The sequence below is a fragment of the Micromonospora sp. 15K316 genome (assembly GCF_004348525.1).
Classification (GTDB): Bacteria; Actinomycetota; Actinomycetes; order Mycobacteriales; family Micromonosporaceae; genus Micromonospora.
Window position 1 is genome coordinate 1 of the sequence record NZ_SMKG01000144.1, and the last position, 15,141, is coordinate 15,141.

Sequence of the window (15,141 nt, forward strand, 5' to 3'; positions counted from 1 at the left end):
CGCCACCCCGGTCCACCGCCGCCCGGACGACCGCGAAGATGGCCCCCTGCAAGGCGGCGGCCGCGAGGATCTCGCCCCAGCCCCGGTCCTCGTCGGTGGCGTCGGGCGCCTCGCCGTCGCCGGCGGTGAGCTTCCAGACCTGCCGGAAAATCGCACCGGCGACCGTGCCGGCGGCGATTCCGAGCAGCACTCCCACCGGCTTGTAGGCGACCCTGCCGATGCCCTTGCTCACCTGCGCCTCCCTCGAACGATCAGCAGCACGACCACGGCGGCGACCGCGCCGGCCGCGACCACGGCCAACGGGGCCGCGTTGCGCCGGGCCGACTCGCCCCTGCGGTACGCCTGCGTGCGGGCCTCACCGGCCCGCCGGGTCGCCTGCCCGCGCATCCGCGACACGGTCGACGCGGCCTGCGCCCGCATCCGTTGCCGGGCCTGGCCGGCGGACTCCTTCAACCGGGCCTTGACGTCGGCCTTGGCCGCGAGGAGCTCCATCGTCTCGCCCAACTCGACCCGGGTCCGCCGGATCTCCTCCCGCAGCGCCTCGGTGTCGACCTGTCCATGACCGTTGCTCATCATGAACGTCCCCTGTCCTTCACCGCCGCGGCGAGGACGTCCACGTCCGCCCGTACGCTGCGGACGGTCGCCGCCGGGAGCGGCGGAACGGCCCGGCTGACCTGCTGCTTGCCCACCAACGCCAGGATGCCGGCGAGCAGGAAGAGGCCGACCGCGATGATCAGCGCGGCGGCCCAGGCCGGCAGCACCAGGTCCAGCAGCAGCACCGCCGTGATCACGAGCACGCCGAGGCCGTAGAACGCCAGCGCCCCGCCCCCGCCGAAGAGGCCGAGGCCGATGCCGGCGTGCTTGCCCTTCTGGGTCAACTCCACCCGGGCCAGCGCCAGCTCGTCCCGCACGAGGCGGGAGAGCTGCTCGGTGGCCCGCTGCACCAGCTCGGCGGTGGAGGGCTCGCTCCCGTTGCGGGATGTGCGGGCGTTCGCCAGGTCAGCCATGCTGTCCTCCTTTCGTCATCACCGCGCTGTATGCCCGGAGTCACCGATCGCCAATCCTGTGCGGGTCGCCCGGTACCGCAAAGAGACGTCCGGCAGCAGGTCCCCGGTAGCAGCCGGGTCAAACCTCCCGGACGGGGCCGGTCCTCGCGCCGCAGACCTCTCCGACACGGAGAACGCTCACACCCACCGGGAGGAAACGTGACCGGCGGGCATCCGACCGGTCAGCGACGCGACTCCACCGGCTCGTCCGGGCCGACGAAGGCCTCGCTGCGGGCGTCGCCGTCGTCGCTGCCGCCGAAGAGGCGCGCGTCGTCGGGCACCTCGCCGTCGGCCGGCCGCCGCGCGGGGCGCCGCGGCTGCACCCACTGCCAGGGCAGGTCGCTGCGGGCGTCGCCGAGCTCGGTGCGGACCCGGGGCATCGCCGTCGGACGCTGGTCGCGCACCCAGCCGACCAGGTGCTCGCGGACCAGGCAGCGCAGGTCCCAGAGACTTCCCGCGTCCGCGGCGCTGACCAGCGCCCGGATCCGGACGGCGCCGCCCGTCGCGTCGGTCACCTGGAGTACGCAGACCCGCCCGTCCCACAGGTCGGTGCCCTCCACCAGCCGGCGCAGCTCCTCCCGCATCGCCTGCACCGGAACCGCCCAGTCCACATCGAACTCGGCCGTACCGAGCACGGCCGCCTCGGTACGGGTCCAGTTCTGGAACGGCCTGCTGGTGAAGTACGACGTCGGCAGGATGAGCCGGCGGTCGTCCCAGATCTGCACGACCACGTAGCTGAGGGTCAGCTCCTCGATGCGCCCCCACTCCCCCTCGACGACCACCACGTCGTCGAGGCGTACCGCGTCGCTGAAGGCGAGCTGGAGCCCGGCGAAGACGTTGCCGAGCAGGCTCTGCGCGGCCAGCGCCGCCACCACACCTACCACCCCGGCGCTGGTCAGTACGCCGGCGCCCACGCCCCGCACGCTGGGGAAGGTCATCAGCATCACGCCGAGGGTCAGGATCACGATCACCGCGATGGTCAGCCGGCGCAGCATCACCACCTGGGTCCGTACCCGCCGGGCGTGCCGGTTGTCCGGCACGTCGACCCGGAACCGCGCCAGCGCGGTGTCCTCCACGACCACCAGCAGCGCGGCGACCAGCCACGCGACGCTGGCGATGACCGCGAGCACCAGGACGTGCAGCAGGGTCCGACGCCAGGGTGTGCCGACCGCGTAGCCGGTGGTGAACCGGACCGCGAACTGGATCGCCAGGACGGTCGCGGCCACCTGGAACGGACGGTGGGCGTGATCGGTGAGCTCGGTCATCAGCCGCGACCGGCGGCCGAGCCGACGGTTCACCCGGTGCACCAGCGCGGCCACGAAGAGAGCGATCGCCGCTGCGGCGAGCACAGCGACGATCATCTCGAGATAGTTCTGCACGTACTCACTCCTCTGATCCGGTCACGTTCGGTATCCGGACGTCGCAGCCGTCCGGCACGGCGTGGCGGGTCAGACGCGGCGGTAGCGGGACTGGAGGAAGCAGAAGACGCCGAAGGCGGCGATTCCGAGCGCGACCAGGGTCAGCAGCAGGGAGCCGTACGACTGTTCGCGCAGCGTGTGCAGCGCGGCGTCCAGTCCACGGGCCTTCTCCGGGTCGTACTTCACCGCGGCCACGATCACCAGCAGCCCGGCGATGCCGTACGCGACACCCTTGGCCGTGTATCCGGCGATGCCGAGCCGGCGGGCGAGCACCCGGGTACGGCCGCTCATCGCGTCGACCTTGAGGTGCTTCTCGAAGCGCTTGAGCAACCCGTAGACGACCAGCCCGACGCCGATCGCGGCGAGCACCAGCCCGGCGAGGCCGACCAGCCAGCGGCCCCCCGGGGACTCCATGGCCCGGCCGGTGAGCGCCTCCTGCTGGTCGGCGCTGTTCGACGCGGCGTCGGAGAAGACCTTGAACGCGGTCCAGGCGAAGTAGAGGTAGACCAGGGTGCGCCCGAGCGACGCGACCCGTTCCCAGGTGCGTTCCCGGCCGCGTTCGGCACGGTGGCCGGTGGCCGCCTCCAGCGCCTGCCAGATCGCCATCGCGAGCAGACCGACGCCGGTGGCCACGACCAGCACCTTGCCGAGCGGCTGGGCGGCGAGGGTACGCAGCGCGCCGGACTGGTCGCCGTCGGCGGCCGGCCGGCCGAACGCGATCTGCAGCGCCAACCAGGCGAAGAGCAGGTGCACGATCCCGTAGCCGACGAAGCCGGCCCGGGTGAGCAGTTCCAGCCACCGGCTGTCAGCCGTGCGGGCGGCGGTGGCTTCGGCGGTGTGGGTGAGAGGCATGGGAGCCACAATCACCACCCGGGGAGATCCCCAAACCCCGGCCACCGCCGCCGCGGCCGGATCAGCCCCCGGCGCCCTGCGAAACGCGGATCTTGACCTCCTGGTCGGTGACGCTGTCCAGCGTGACCGAGAGCCCGCCCACCTCGGTCGCCTGCTGGCCCGTGATCAGCGTGACCTGCTCACCGGCGACCTCGACCGTCACCTGATCGTTCTCAGCGCCGACGAGCTTGGCCTCGACGCCGAGGATGTTGGCGCTCGCCTCGACGCCGCGCTGGAAGGTGATCGTGCAGGAGCCGGCGATGCTGCAGTCGGTGTCTGTCCCCTCTGAGCTGCAACCGGCCAGCAGGGCGACGCCGAGCGCCAGGCCGGCCAGCACGGTGGCGGCACGACGGGTGGGGGTCAGCGAGGTGTTACCAGGTCGGTTCGTCACCTCGCCGAGCCTACGAGACGCCCGCCAGGCTCCCCGACGACGACGCGCGTTAGGGTCGGCGACATGCCGTTCGACGTCACCCGGGTTCGTGCCGCCTATCCCGCCCTGGCCGAGGGCTTCGTTCACTTCGACGGCGCCGGGGGTTCCCAGACCGCCACGCCGGTGATCGACGCGGTCGCCGGGGCGATGCGCACCGCGGTCAGCAACCGCAGCAGCGCGTTCCGCCCCGGGCAGCGTGCGCTGGAGCTGGTGGCCGCTGCCCGCTCGGCGGTCGCCGACCTGGTCGGCGGCGACCCGGCGGGGGTGGTGCTCGGGCCGAGCGCGACGGCGCTGCTCTACACCCTGGCCCGTACGCTCGGCGCCGGCTGGCGCCCCGGCGACGAGGTGGTGCTCTGCCGGCTCGACCACGACGCGAACGTGCGCCCCTGGGTGCAGGCCGCCGAGGCGGCCGGAGCGACCGTACGGTGGGCGGAGTTCGACCGGGAGACCGGCGACCTCCCCGTCGACCAGTACGCCGACCTGGTCGGCGAACGCACCCGACTGGTCGCGGTGACCGCCGGCAGCAACGCCATCGGCACCGCTCCGGACGTGGCGGCGATCGCCAAGATCGCGCACGCGGCGGGGGCGCTGGTCTGCGTGGACGGGGTGCACGCCGTGCCGCACGCGCCGACCGACCTGGCCACGCTCGGCGCGGACGTGCTGGTCACCAGCGCGTACAAGTGGTCCGGGCCGCACCTCGCGGCCATGGTCGGCGACCCGCAGTGGTGGGCCACGCTGCGTCCCGCGAAGCTGATCCCCTCCTCGGACGCCGTGCCGGAGCGCTTCGAGTACGGCACCCCCAGCTTCCCGCTGCTCGCCGGGGTCGCCGCCGCGGTCGACCACCTGGCCGGGCTCGATCCGGCGGCCACCGGTGACCGGCGGGCCCGGCTGCGGGCGGGGCTGACCGCCGCGCAGTCCCACGAGGAGGCGCTGCTGGACCGGCTGCTCAGCGGGCTCGCCCGGCTGGACGGCATCACCGTCTACGGCGCGCCGGCGCGGCGCTGGCCGACGGTCTCCTTCCGGGTGGCCGGCATGTCCCCGGGGCAGGCGCAGGCCGCGTTGGGCGAGGCGGGCTTCTGCCTCTCGGCCGGCGACTACTACGCCTACGAGTACTTCACGGCGATGGGGCTGCGCGACAGCGGCGGCGCCGTCCGGGCCAGCATCTACCACTACAACACGGCCGACGAGGTGGACCGTCTGCTCGGCGAACTCGACCGGCTGGCCGCCGCCGGGAGGACAATGGCCGGGTGAGCAGCCTGGTCAAGGACAATCCCGCCGCGCGCCGGTTCGAGATCCTGGTCGACAACGCGCTGGCCGGCTTCGCCGCGTACGACCAGCCGCAGGGTGAGGTGCTGGTCTTCACGCGCACCGAGGTGGATCCCCGGTACCGGGAGATGGGCGTCGGGTCGGAGCTGGTCCGCCGGGCGCTGGACCATGTGCGCGCCCGTGGCGGGCGGGTGGTGCCCCGGTGCCCGTTCGTGGCGGCCTTCATCGACCGCCACCCCGAGTACGCCGGCCTGGTGCTCGCGCAGCCCTGAGCCGCCGGCCGGAGCCGCCGCCCGGAGCCGCCGCCCGGCGGAGGTCGCCGGAGCGGACGGCTCAGCGCACGCCGGTCAGCAGCTCCGCGACGGCCCGCCCGGCGGCGCGGGTCGCCCCGTGGGTGGCGACGTGCACCGCGCCGACGACCAGCTCGGGCACCCCGAGTTCGACCACCACCGCGTCCGGACGGGCGGCCATCGCCCGCCGTACCGCTGACCGCATCCAGTCGTGCCGGTGCAGGTCCCGCACGACCAGCACCACCGGTCGGTCGCCGGCCCCGGCGACGGGGTCGGCCGGTACGTCCGGCTCGGCGTACCGGTGGGTGGTGGTGCCGGGAAGCAGCCGGCCGAGCGGGGCACCGACGCCCCACGGGGTCTCCGCGCCGATCGCGATGTTGCGGGGCGGCTCGAACTCGACCACGTACGCCGCGCCCGCCAGCGGCAGCGCCGCCTCGCCGGTCGGGGACGTGACCCGCAGCGCCCGGCGCGCGGCGGCCAGCCCGACGGGCGAGGCGTCGGCGGGTAGACCGCGCTCCCCGGTACGCGCCGCCCGGGCGGCGGCGGTCCACTCGGCGAGCTGGCCGACCCGCTTGGCCGCCTCGGCGAGCCGCTCCTCCGGCAGTTCGCCGGAGACCACAGCGGCCACGATGGCGTCCCGCAGCTCCCGGGCGTCCTCCTCGCCGGCCCGCTCCCCGCCGACACAGATCGCGTCCGCGCCCGCCGCGAGCGCCCGCACGGCGGCGCCGGCGAAGCCGTACCGGTCGGCGACCGCCCGCATCTCGATGGCGTCGGTGATCACCACGCCGGAGAATCCCAGCTCGTCGCGGAGCAGCCCACCGAGGATGCGGGAGCTCAACGTGGCGGGCAGCTCCGGGTCGAGCGCCGGCACGAGCAGGTGGCCGGTCATCACCGCCTGCGCCCCGGCGTCCACCGCGGCGCGGAACGGGGCCAGCTCGACGGCGTCCAGCCGCGCCCGCCCGCCGCTGATCAACGGCAGGTCGTGGTGCGAGTCGATCTGCGTGTCGCCGTGGCCGGGGAAGTGCTTGGCGCAGGCGGCGACCCCGCCGGCCTGGAGCCCGCGCACCCACGCGGCGGTGTGCCGGGCCACGAGCTCCGGGTCCGCGCCGAAGGCGCGTACGCCGATCACCGGGTTGCCCGGGTTGGAGTTCACGTCGGCGTCCGGCGCGTAGTCGAGGGTGACGCCCAGGCCGGCGAGGTCGACACCGAGGTCGCGGGCCACCTCCTCGGTGAGCTCCGGGTCGTCGACCGCGCCGAGCGCGAGGTTGCCGGGGCGCGAACTGCCCCTACCCGACTCGATCCGGGTGACGTCCCCGGCCTCCTCGTCGATGGCCACGATGACGTCGCCGCGTTCCGCACGCAGCGTCGCGGTGAGCTCGGCGACCTGCGCGTGATCGACCACGTTGCGGGCGAAGAGCACCACCGACCCGAGCCCTTCGCCGAGCCAGCGGCGGACCCATTGCGGTGCGGTGGTGCCGACGAAGCCGGGTTGCAGGACGGTGGCCGCGAGCGCGGCCAGGTGGCCCGCGGGCAGGCTCATGCCGACGCCTCCCCACGGTCGGCGCCGACGCGAGACTCGACCGCCCTGAACCTGATGATTCGCTCGCTGCGCTCGCTCATGTGGCCCCCGTACCCCCACGTTCTCTGCGCCTGGTGGCCCGCCCCGGGCCGGGCGGTGCTGCCATGGTCACACCGCGCAAACAAATAGTCAATAAACCTTACAGTTGCCTGGGCCCGGGCCGGTGGGCAGAGTGCGGAGCATGGATCCCACGCTGCTGGCCGACGCGACGAGCCCGGCCGACGTGCCCGGCGTACGACTGCTCGGGGTGGTGGTGGGCGGTCTGCTGCTGCTCGCCGCGATCCGGGCCATGTTCCGCCGCCGCTGACGACCGCGCCGATCCGCCGCCCGCCCGGCGGCGGTTGCCCACCCCGGCACCGGGGTACCGCCCCCTCGTCGACCCGGTGACGTCACGAGGGGGAAGCATGAAGATCGGATACTTTCTCTCCACGGAGGAGTACAGCCCGGCCGAGCTGATCGAGCAGGCGCGCGGCGCCGAACGGGCCGGCTTCCAGGCACTCTGGATCTCCGACCACTACCACCCGTGGGTGGACGCCCAGGGGCAGAGTCCCTTCGTCTGGTCTGTGATCGGCGCGCTGGGCCAGGTGTGCCGGCTGCCGGTGACCACCGCGGTCACCTGCCCGACCGTACGGATCCATCCGGCGGTGCTCGCCCAGGCGGCGGCGACCAGCGCGGTGATGCACTCCGGCCGGTTCGTGCTCGGCGTCGGCAGCGGGGAGGCGCTCAACGAGCACATCCTCGGCGACGCCTGGCCCCAGGCCGACGTGCGGCTGGAGATGCTCGAGGAGGCGGTCGAGGTGATGCGCGAGCTGTGGGAGGGCGGCTTCGTCAACCACCACGGCACGCACTACACCGTCGAGCACGCCCGGATCTACACCCGGCCGGAGACGCCGCCGCCGGTCTACGTCTCCGGCTTCGGACCCAAGGCGGTGGACCTCGCCGCCCGGATCGGCGACGGCTACCTCAGCACCACCCCCGACCCCGACCTGGTACGCCGGTTCCGCGAGGGCGGGGGCGGCGACAAGCCGTGCCAGGGCGGCTTCAAGGCGGCGTACGCCGGCAGCGAGGAGGAGGGCATGCGGCTCGCGTACGAGCGGTGGCCGAACTCCGGCGTGCCCGGTGAACTGTCCCAGGTGCTCCCCTCACCGCGCCACTTCGAGCAGGCCGCGCAGCTCGTCAGGCCGGAGATGATGAAGGAGACGTTCGTCTGCGGCGACAACGCCGAGGCGCACCTGGAGATGATCGACCAGTACGCCAAGGCCGGCTTCGACGAGGTGTACGTGGCCAACACCGGCCCGCACACCCAGGGCCTGTTCGACCTCTACCAGCGGGAGATCCTGCCCCGCTTCCGCTGAGCCCCGACCGTCCCCTGCCGCCGACCGGCTCGGGTCCGTCGATGTCGGGGTGTCCCCGCGCGGACACCCCGACATCGAGGAGCCGTCGACTCGTCCGGCGGGACGGCGGCGGGGGCGTTTCGCCGCTGATCGGCTCGGGTACCTCCGGCCCTCGATGAACCTGACCCGGCACTCGACGACGTTGCGCCGCGCGGCGCGCAGCCTCTTCGGCTGGACCGCGTTGCGGCCCAACCAACTGGCCGCCATGCGCGCGGTGATGAAGCGCCACGACGCCCTGGTGGTGCTCCCCACCGGCGCCGGCAAGTCGGCGATCTACCAGATCCCGGCCAGCCTGATTCCCGGACCGACCGTGGTGGTCTCGCCGCTGCTCGCGCTCCAGCAGGACCAGATCGCGGCGCTCAACGAGCGGCAGCGGCCCGAGCTGCGCGCGGTCCGGGTCAGCTCGCACGAGAGCCCCGCCCAGCGGGCCGCGGCGATCGAGGAGCTGCGGGCGGGCCGGGCGGAGTTCCTCTTCATCACGCCGGAGCAGCTCAGCGACCCGGAGCGGATGGCCGAGGTCCGCGCGCTGCGGCCGGCGTTGGTGGCGGTCGACGAGGCGCACTGCATCTCGGCGTGGGGGCACGACTTCCGCCCCGACTACCTGGCGCTCGGCCACCTGATCGAAGGGATCGGCCGGCCGCCCGTCGTGGCGCTGACGGCCACCGCCTCGCCGCCGGTCCGCGACGACATCGTCGCCCGGCTGCGGCTGCGCGACCCGGAGATCGTGGTCTCCGGGCTGGACCGGGCGAACCTCTTCCTCGAGGTCGCGCACTGCCCGACGGAGGACTACCGGTGGCGGCGGCTGATCGCGCTGCTCGGCTCCGACGAACGGCCGGGGATCATCTACGTCCCGACCCGTCGCGCCGCCGAGGAGCTCGCCGCCCGGCTCACCGGCGCGGGCTTCCCGGCGCGTTTCTACCACGGCGGGATGCCGGCCGCGGCGCGCGGTGAGCTGCACGAGGCGTTCCTGGCCGACCAGGTGCCGATCATGGTGGCCACGTCCGCGTTCGGCATGGGCATCGACAAGCCGAACATCGGTTGGGTGGTGCACATGGCGCTGCCCGACTCACCGGACAGCTACTTCCAGGAGATCGGCCGGGCCGGTCGCGACGGCGCGCCGGCCCGGGTGCTGCTGCTGTGGCAGGCCGAGGACGTCGGCCTGCGCCGCTTCTTCAGCGGCGGCCTGCCCGACAGCACCGAGCTGCGCGACCTGGCCGCGCTGCTGCGCGAGAAGCCCCGCACCCGCAAGGAGCTGCGCGAGCCGACCGGGCTCGGCCCCCGCAAGCTCGGCCATTACCTCTCCCTCCTGGAGCAGGTCGGGGCCGCCGAGCCCCGGGCGAAGGGGCGCATCGGCGTGCCCCGCTACGCACCGGAACCGGTGGACGCCGCCGCGGCGGCGCTGGCCGAGGCCGAGCGGCAGCAGGCGCTCACCCGGTCCCGCACGGACATGATGCGGGCCTTCGCGGAGACCACCGGCTGCCGCGGGCAGGCGCTGCTGGCCTACTTCGGCGAACAGATGACCGAGGTCTGCGGGCACTGCGACAACTGCCACGCGGGGACCAGCACCCCGGACGACGGCGCGGTGGGGCCGTTCCCCGTACACAGCCAGGTCCGTCATCCCGAGTGGGGAGCGGGGCTCGTGCTCGGCTACGAGGAGGACCGGATGACGGTTCTCTTCGACGAGGTGGGGTACAAGACGCTGTCGGTGCGTGTGGTGTCCGAACAGGAGCTGCTGACGCTGGACTAGCCTGAGCCGGGCGTCGCGTCGTCGGCGCCCGCCCGAGAGACGTGCACGAGGACAGAGGCGGAAGGGGCGTTGCCGTGATCGAACAACCGGCGTACACCGGGTTCGGGTTCTCCGACGGGGAGTGGGGGCTGCTGGTCGGGCTGCCGCAGTCGGTGTTGACCGCGGCCAGTGCCGCCGAGTCCGACGGCACGCGCCGCACGATGGCCGAGAACGCGGCCGGCATGGAGACGATCGCCGCCGGCCGTGAGTCGGCCAACCCGCTGGTCGCCGCCGTCGCCGGTGAGATCGTCACGCGGGTGGGCGACCCGGAGGCCGGTGAGGAGCTGCCGGCCATCTCCCCCGCCGACCCGAAGGCGATGATCGACGACGTGCTCGGCCGGGCCGGCGAGGCCGCGGCCCTGCTGGCCGCCCGGGTCGACGAGGGCGAGGCGGGAGCCTACAAGCACTGGCTGGTGGAGATCGCCGAGCAGGTGGTCGGCGCGGCGTCCAGCGGCGGCGTGCTGGGTCTGGGCGGTGACGTCGTCAGCGACTCCGAGCGTCGGTTCCGCGACCGGCTGGCCCACGTCCTCAACGACTGAACCTCGACCGTCGACAGTGCGCTGTGGTGTTCCGCCCCGAAGGGACGGAACACCACACCGCACGATCGGCAGCCGGACCCGACCGCTCAGCGGCGCCCGGCGGGGACCGGCTCGACCGGCGTCGCGGCGTGGTCGGTCTCGTCCTGCGGGGCCCGGACGCTCACGCCGCGCAACGTGAGCACGGTGAGCAGCGCGGCGAGCAGCATCAGCGCCCCGGCGCCGGCGGCCGCCAGGTGCAGGCCGTCGGTGAAGGCACCCACCGCGGCCTCCCGCATCGCCGCGGCGGCTCGATCCGGCAGTCCCTCGGCGACCGCCAGCCCGCCGGCCAGGGTCTCCCGGGCCGAGGCCACCACGTCGGCGGGCAGGCCGCCGGGCAGCCCGTCGGGCAGCTCGCGCCGGTAGACGGCGCTGCCGATGCTGCCGAGCACCGCCATGCCGAGCGCGCCGCCGAGCTCGCTGCTCGACTCGGTCAGCGCCGAGGCCATCCCGGCCCGTTCGGGCGGCGCGGCGCCGAGCACCAGCTCGGTGACGAGTGACATCACCACGACCAGTCCGGCGGCGTAGATGCTGGCGCCGAGCAGCAGGGTGACCAGCCCGTCCTCGTCCGGCACCCGGGTGAGCACCACGAAGCCGCCGGCCGCGACGACGAATCCCGCGCCGATCAGCCAGGCCCGGTCGATCCGCCGGGCCAGCGCGGCGGCGACCGGAGCGATCCCGCCGACCACCACCGAGGGGAGCAGGCTCCACAGTGCCGCGCGCAGCGGGCTGAGCCCGAGCACCGACTGGAGGTGCTGGGTGGTGAAGATCGCGAAGCCGACCATGGCGAACATGGCGACCAGGTTGACCCCGATGGCGCCGCCGACCGCGCGGCGGCGCACCAGCGCCAGGTCGACCATCGGGTGCGCGAGGCGGCGCTGGCGGTGGACGAAGAGGAACGCGACGAGCAGCCCGGCGGCGATGGCCAGCGCCGGGCCGGTCGCCCACCCGGCCCGGGCCAGTTCCTTCACGCCGTAGATGACCGGGAGCAGGGCGCCGAGCGAGAGCACCGAGCTGAGCACGTCGAAGCGCCCGGCGGCCGGGTTGCGGAACTCCGGCACCAGCGCCGGCGCGAGAAGCAGCAGCACCGCCATCGCCGGCAGGTTGATCAGGAAGATCGAGCCCCACCAGAAGTGCTCGAGCAGGACGCCACTGAGGACCGGTCCGACGGCGATGCCCGCGGTCAACGTCGCGGTCCAGATGGCGATCGCGGTGCCACGCTGCTTCTCGTCGTGGAACAGGTTGCGGACCAGCGCCAGCGTCGAGGGCATCAGGGTGGCGCCGCCGACGCCGAGCAACGCCCGTGCCGCGATCAGCGTGCCGGGGCTGTCGGCGTACGCGGCGAGCGCCGACGCCGCGCCGAACGCCACCGCGCCGCAGAGCAGCAGCCGGCGCCGGCCGATCCGGTCGCCGAGGGCGCCCATCGTGATGAGCAGCCCGGCCAGGACGAAGCCGTAGATGTCGAAGATCCAGAGCTGTTCGGTGCTTGTCGGACTCAGCTCCGCACTGATGAAGGGAACGGCGAAGTAGAGCACCGACACGTCCATGGAGACCAGGAGCAGGGGCAGCATCAACACGGTGAAGCCGATCCACTCGCGACGTCCGGCGCGGGGGGTCGAAGTCATGGGAACTCCTTCTGCGTATGTCATACGCTTAATTGCGTAGACCATACGCAGAACTAGGATGGGCCGGCAAGGAGGAATCGTGGAGCCGACAGATGACGAGACCGGCCCGGCGCTGCCGCCGGTCATAGCGGCCGCCTGGGGACTGCGCGAGCGCGCACCCAAAGGGCCGCGCCCCGGGCTGACCCTGGCCGGGATCGTGGCCGCCGCCGTAGCCCTCGCCGACGCCGAAGGGCTGGCCGCCGTCTCGATGAGCCGGGTCGCCAAGGAGCTCGGCGCGGCGACCATGGCCCTCTACCGGTACGTCGGCGCCAAGGACGAACTGCTGACCCTGATGGTCGACGCGACGTTCGGCGAGCCACCCGACCCGGGCGGGACCGGGCCGGACTGGCGGGCCGGGCTGGCCGGGTGGGCATGGGCCGAACGCGCCGCCCTGCAACGGCACCCGTGGGTGGTGCGGGTCCCGATCAGCGGCCCACCACTGACCCCGTACAGCCTCAGCTGGCTGGAGAACGGGCTCCGCTGCCTCGCCGGCACCGGGCTCACCGAGACCGAGAAGATGTCGGTGATGCTGCTGCTCAGCGGCTACGTGCGAAGCGACGCGCTGCTCACCGCGCAGATCCAGGAGGCGAGCGCCGCGTCGGGCCGGCGGATGGACGAGATCATGCCGGAGTACGGGCAACTGGTCGCCCGGGTGGCCGACCCGGCCCGCTTCCCGGCGCTGCGAAAGGTGATCAGCGCCGGCGTGATGAACCAGGAGGACGGCCCGGACGACGAATTCGTCTTCGGCCTGGACCGGCTGTTGGACGGCGTCGAGGCCCTGATCCGCTCCCGCACGGCCACCTGATCGCCACCGGCCGCCACCGGACCCGACCGCGACGGTCCCGGGCGTGGTCGTCGAGAATTGCCGCAGGCGCGGGCGGGGAAGGGGACTGTCGATGGCGGCACTGCGGGTCGAGACGCTGGACACCACCGTGGTGGCACCCGCCGACCGCTTCCCGCTCTGGGTGGAGATGGCGGACCGCGTCTCCGCGCCCGTCGCCTTCACCAGCGACCACGCGGCCGACTTCCACGGACACGCCCGGATGATCGACGTCGGCGGCGTCGGGCTCACCCGGTTCCGCTACCAGTCCCTGGTCGGCCGCCGGACACCACGCCTGATCCGGCAGGCGGACCCGGAGGTCTACCAGATCGCGCTGGCGACCAGCGGCAACTGCGCGATCAGCGCGAGCCGGCGGGACACCGCCGTCCCGGTCGGCGACTTCACGCTCGTCGACTGGGGCAGGCCGCACGACCTCGCACACACCGCGGCGGCCGACGGAGGCGCCCCGGCGGCCTCGGTCACCGCGGTCATCCCACGGGCGCTGCTGCCGCTCGACGCCGACAAGGTGGACCGTCTCACCGCCGCACGGCTGTGCGGGTCGACGGGCCCCGGCGCGCTGCTGGCGCAGCACCTGCACCGCGTCACCCGCCACCCGGAGGAGTTCCGGGCCTCCGACGCGCCGTACCTGGCCGACGTCACCCTCAGCCTGGTCTCCGCCCTGCTCGCCCGCCACCTCGACGCCGAGGACGAACTCCCCGCCGACGTACGCCAACGGGCGCTGCTCGCCCGGGTGCGTGACTTCCTCGAACGCCACCTCGACGATCCGCAGCTCAGCCCGCAGGTCGTCGCGGACGCGCACCACATCTCCCTGCGGACGCTGCACCGGCTCTTCGAGGCCGAGGAGGAGACCGTCGCGGGGACGATCCGCCGGCGACGCCTGGAACGGTGCCGGCGCGACCTCGCCGACCCGCTGCTGCGGCACCGGCCGGTCCACCTCGTCGGGCGGCGGTGGGGCTTCACCGACCGGGCGCACTTCAGCCGGGCGTTCCGCGCCGCCTACGGCATGGGTCCGCAGGCCTACCGCGCCTCGGCCGGCGCATCCCGCTGATTCCGGGGTCAGATCCGGCACGGAACGGCAAGGCCGTGGCGTCGACGGTCAACCCGGAGGCGAGAGACTTTCCGCGAAGCGGCCGGCGACGGGGGTCCGGCCGCCAACGGGGGCCGTGGCGCGGCGCCCGCCGCCGGTAGTGGCGGCGGGTCGCCGCCTCGGTGACCCGCCGCGCCCGCCGAGGCTCCGGCTCCGTCGCCTCCCCCCAGGACCGGCGACGGAGCCGGTCAGGCCTCCTCGAGCAGCTCCAGCACGGCCCGTTCGGCCTTCTCGCGGGGCGCGCCCGGATCCACCGTCACCACCACCCCGTCGTGGTAGAGGTCGACCACCCGCGGGTCCACGTAGGACGTACGGGCGACCGTCGGGGTGTTGCCGAGCAGTTCGGCCACCCCCCGCATCACCCCGGCCACCGCGCGCCGCCGCCCCGTGGTGGAGCGCGCCGGCTCCGCCGCCGCCAGCTCGATCGCGGCCAGCACGGTGGCGTGCCAGGTGCGGAAGTCCTTCGCGGTCATCTCCCCGCCGCTGGCGTCACGCAGGTACTCGTTGATCTCGTCGGCGCGGACGTCCCGCCAGTCGCGCCCGTCCCAGTAGCCGAAGAGACGCTCCGCGCCACGTCGACGCCGGCGCAGGTTCGTCAGCACCCGGCACAGCTCCGGGTCCTCGATGAGGCGCACCTGCTCGATCCCGCCCTTGGCCGGGTACTCGAAGATCACACACCCGCGGCGGGAGCGGGCGTGCTCGGGGCGCAGCGTCGACACCCCGAACGTCGGGTCGTCGCCCGCCGCGTACTGGTCGTTGCCGACCCGGAACGCCCCCATGTCGAGCAGCCGGGCCACCGTGGCGAGCACCCGGTCGCGGTTCAACCCCTGTCTCTTATACGCATCTGAAGCTGCCGACGATCTTACGCGTGTAG

The 15,141-nt window shown here is 73.8% G+C and carries 17 protein-coding genes; 8 read left to right on the forward strand and 9 right to left on the reverse strand.

What is annotated here, in order from left to right; all coding sequences use genetic code 11:
* From E1211_RS22650 to E1211_RS22675, 6 genes are all read right to left on the reverse strand, one after another.
* A partial coding sequence (locus E1211_RS22650) for a DUF4235 domain-containing protein (RefSeq protein ID WP_132351024.1) occupies positions 1-232 on the reverse strand: 232 nt, incomplete at its 3' end.
* A complete protein-coding gene (locus tag E1211_RS22655; RefSeq protein WP_243709646.1) occupies positions 229-576 on the reverse strand; it encodes a DUF3618 domain-containing protein in 348 nt (115 codons plus the stop codon). The genes E1211_RS22655 and E1211_RS22650, both read right to left, overlap by 4 nt.
* On the reverse strand, positions 573-1,007 hold the full coding sequence (locus E1211_RS22660; RefSeq protein WP_132351026.1) for a phage holin family protein: 435 nt from the start codon (positions 1,005-1,007) through the stop codon (positions 573-575). Before E1211_RS22660 ends, E1211_RS22655 begins: the two co-directional genes overlap by 4 nt.
* Before the next feature lie 221 nt (positions 1,008-1,228).
* Positions 1,229-2,425 carry a mechanosensitive ion channel family protein gene (locus E1211_RS22665; RefSeq protein WP_132351027.1) on the reverse strand — a complete coding sequence of 399 codons (1,197 nt, stop codon included), beginning with the start codon at positions 2,423-2,425 and terminating at the stop codon, positions 1,229-1,231.
* A gap of 69 nt (positions 2,426-2,494) precedes the next feature.
* Entirely contained in the window at positions 2,495-3,316 is an 822-nt protein-coding gene (locus E1211_RS22670) for a DUF1206 domain-containing protein (RefSeq protein WP_132351028.1), read from the reverse strand.
* A gap of 61 nt (positions 3,317-3,377) precedes the next feature.
* Positions 3,378-3,746, reverse strand: coding sequence for a hypothetical protein (locus tag E1211_RS22675; protein WP_132351029.1), 369 nt, complete (start codon positions 3,744-3,746; stop codon positions 3,378-3,380).
* Positions 3,747-3,809: 63 nt separating this feature from the next.
* On the opposite strand from E1211_RS22675, the gene E1211_RS22680 reads away from it, so the two are divergent.
* Positions 3,810-5,036: a cysteine desulfurase-like protein gene (locus tag E1211_RS22680; protein ID WP_132351030.1), complete on the forward strand. Its 1,227-nt coding sequence runs from the start codon at positions 3,810-3,812 to the stop codon at positions 5,034-5,036.
* Positions 5,033-5,323, forward strand: a complete 291-nt coding sequence (locus E1211_RS22685; protein ID WP_132351031.1) for a GNAT family N-acetyltransferase — start codon at positions 5,033-5,035, stop codon at positions 5,321-5,323. Before E1211_RS22680 ends, E1211_RS22685 begins: the two co-directional genes overlap by 4 nt.
* Positions 5,324-5,384: 61 nt before the next feature.
* On the opposite strand, the gene E1211_RS22690 is transcribed toward E1211_RS22685, so the two are convergent.
* The gene (locus tag E1211_RS22690) at positions 5,385-6,881 is read right to left on the reverse strand and encodes a glycoside hydrolase family 3 protein (protein ID WP_132351032.1); all 1,497 of its coding nucleotides are present in this window, start codon (positions 6,879-6,881) and stop codon (positions 5,385-5,387) included.
* Positions 6,882-7,101: 220 nt separating this feature from the next.
* Between E1211_RS22690 and E1211_RS33745 the strand changes: the two genes are divergently transcribed.
* From E1211_RS33745 to E1211_RS22705, 4 genes are all read left to right on the forward strand, one after another.
* A complete protein-coding gene (locus E1211_RS33745; protein WP_256371327.1) occupies positions 7,102-7,227 on the forward strand; it encodes a hypothetical protein in 126 nt (41 codons plus the stop codon).
* 97 nt (positions 7,228-7,324) lie between these two features.
* Positions 7,325-8,275, forward strand: a complete 951-nt coding sequence (locus E1211_RS22695; RefSeq protein ID WP_132351033.1) for a TIGR03557 family F420-dependent LLM class oxidoreductase — start codon at positions 7,325-7,327, stop codon at positions 8,273-8,275.
* A 154-nt stretch (positions 8,276-8,429) separates the two neighbouring features.
* Positions 8,430-10,061 (forward strand): ATP-dependent DNA helicase RecQ, encoded by a 1,632-nt coding sequence (locus tag E1211_RS22700; RefSeq protein WP_132351034.1) that lies wholly within the window; start codon positions 8,430-8,432, stop codon positions 10,059-10,061.
* Between the two features lie 74 nt (positions 10,062-10,135).
* On the forward strand, positions 10,136-10,639 hold the full coding sequence (locus tag E1211_RS22705; RefSeq protein WP_132351035.1) for a hypothetical protein: 504 nt from the start codon (positions 10,136-10,138) through the stop codon (positions 10,637-10,639).
* An 86-nt stretch (positions 10,640-10,725) separates the two neighbouring features.
* Here the strand turns inward: E1211_RS22705 and E1211_RS22710 are convergent, their stop codons facing one another.
* Positions 10,726-12,300, reverse strand: coding sequence for an MFS transporter (locus tag E1211_RS22710; protein ID WP_132351036.1), 1,575 nt, complete (start codon positions 12,298-12,300; stop codon positions 10,726-10,728).
* A 79-nt stretch (positions 12,301-12,379) separates the two neighbouring features.
* Between E1211_RS22710 and E1211_RS22715 the strand changes: the two genes are divergently transcribed.
* Both E1211_RS22715 and E1211_RS22720 read left to right on the forward strand, forming a co-directional pair.
* Entirely contained in the window at positions 12,380-13,144 is a 765-nt protein-coding gene (locus E1211_RS22715) for a TetR/AcrR family transcriptional regulator (RefSeq protein ID WP_243709647.1), read from the forward strand.
* 91 nt (positions 13,145-13,235) lie between these two features.
* Positions 13,236-14,228 (forward strand): helix-turn-helix domain-containing protein, encoded by a 993-nt coding sequence (locus tag E1211_RS22720; protein ID WP_132351038.1) that lies wholly within the window; start codon positions 13,236-13,238, stop codon positions 14,226-14,228.
* Positions 14,229-14,455: 227 nt separating this feature from the next.
* Here the strand turns inward: E1211_RS22720 and E1211_RS22725 are convergent.
* A partial coding sequence (locus E1211_RS22725) for a DNA topoisomerase IB (RefSeq protein WP_132351039.1) occupies positions 14,456-15,141 on the reverse strand: 686 nt, incomplete at its 5' end.

Bases quoted from the DNA above. Each gene is read 5' to 3' on its own strand.
- E1211_RS33745 (WP_256371327.1), top strand. From the start codon at position 7,102: ATGGATCCCACGCTGCTGGCCGACGCGACGAGCCCGGCCGACGTGCCC.
- E1211_RS22655 (WP_243709646.1), bottom strand. From the start codon at position 576: ATGATGAGCAACGGTCATGGACAGGTCGACACCGAGGCGCTGCGGGAG.
- E1211_RS22695 (WP_132351033.1), top strand. From the start codon at position 7,325: ATGAAGATCGGATACTTTCTCTCCACGGAGGAGTACAGCCCGGCCGAG.
- E1211_RS22660 (WP_132351026.1), bottom strand. From the start codon at position 1,007: ATGGCTGACCTGGCGAACGCCCGCACATCCCGCAACGGGAGCGAGCCC.
- E1211_RS22680 (WP_132351030.1), top strand. From the start codon at position 3,810: ATGCCGTTCGACGTCACCCGGGTTCGTGCCGCCTATCCCGCCCTGGCC.
- E1211_RS22670 (WP_132351028.1), bottom strand. From the start codon at position 3,316: ATGCCTCTCACCCACACCGCCGAAGCCACCGCCGCCCGCACGGCTGAC.
- E1211_RS22700 (WP_132351034.1), top strand. From the start codon at position 8,430: ATGAACCTGACCCGGCACTCGACGACGTTGCGCCGCGCGGCGCGCAGC.
- E1211_RS22720 (WP_132351038.1), top strand. From the start codon at position 13,236: ATGGCGGCACTGCGGGTCGAGACGCTGGACACCACCGTGGTGGCACCC.
- E1211_RS22690 (WP_132351032.1), bottom strand. From the start codon at position 6,881: ATGAGCCTGCCCGCGGGCCACCTGGCCGCGCTCGCGGCCACCGTCCTG.
- E1211_RS22710 (WP_132351036.1), bottom strand. From the start codon at position 12,300: ATGACTTCGACCCCCCGCGCCGGACGTCGCGAGTGGATCGGCTTCACC.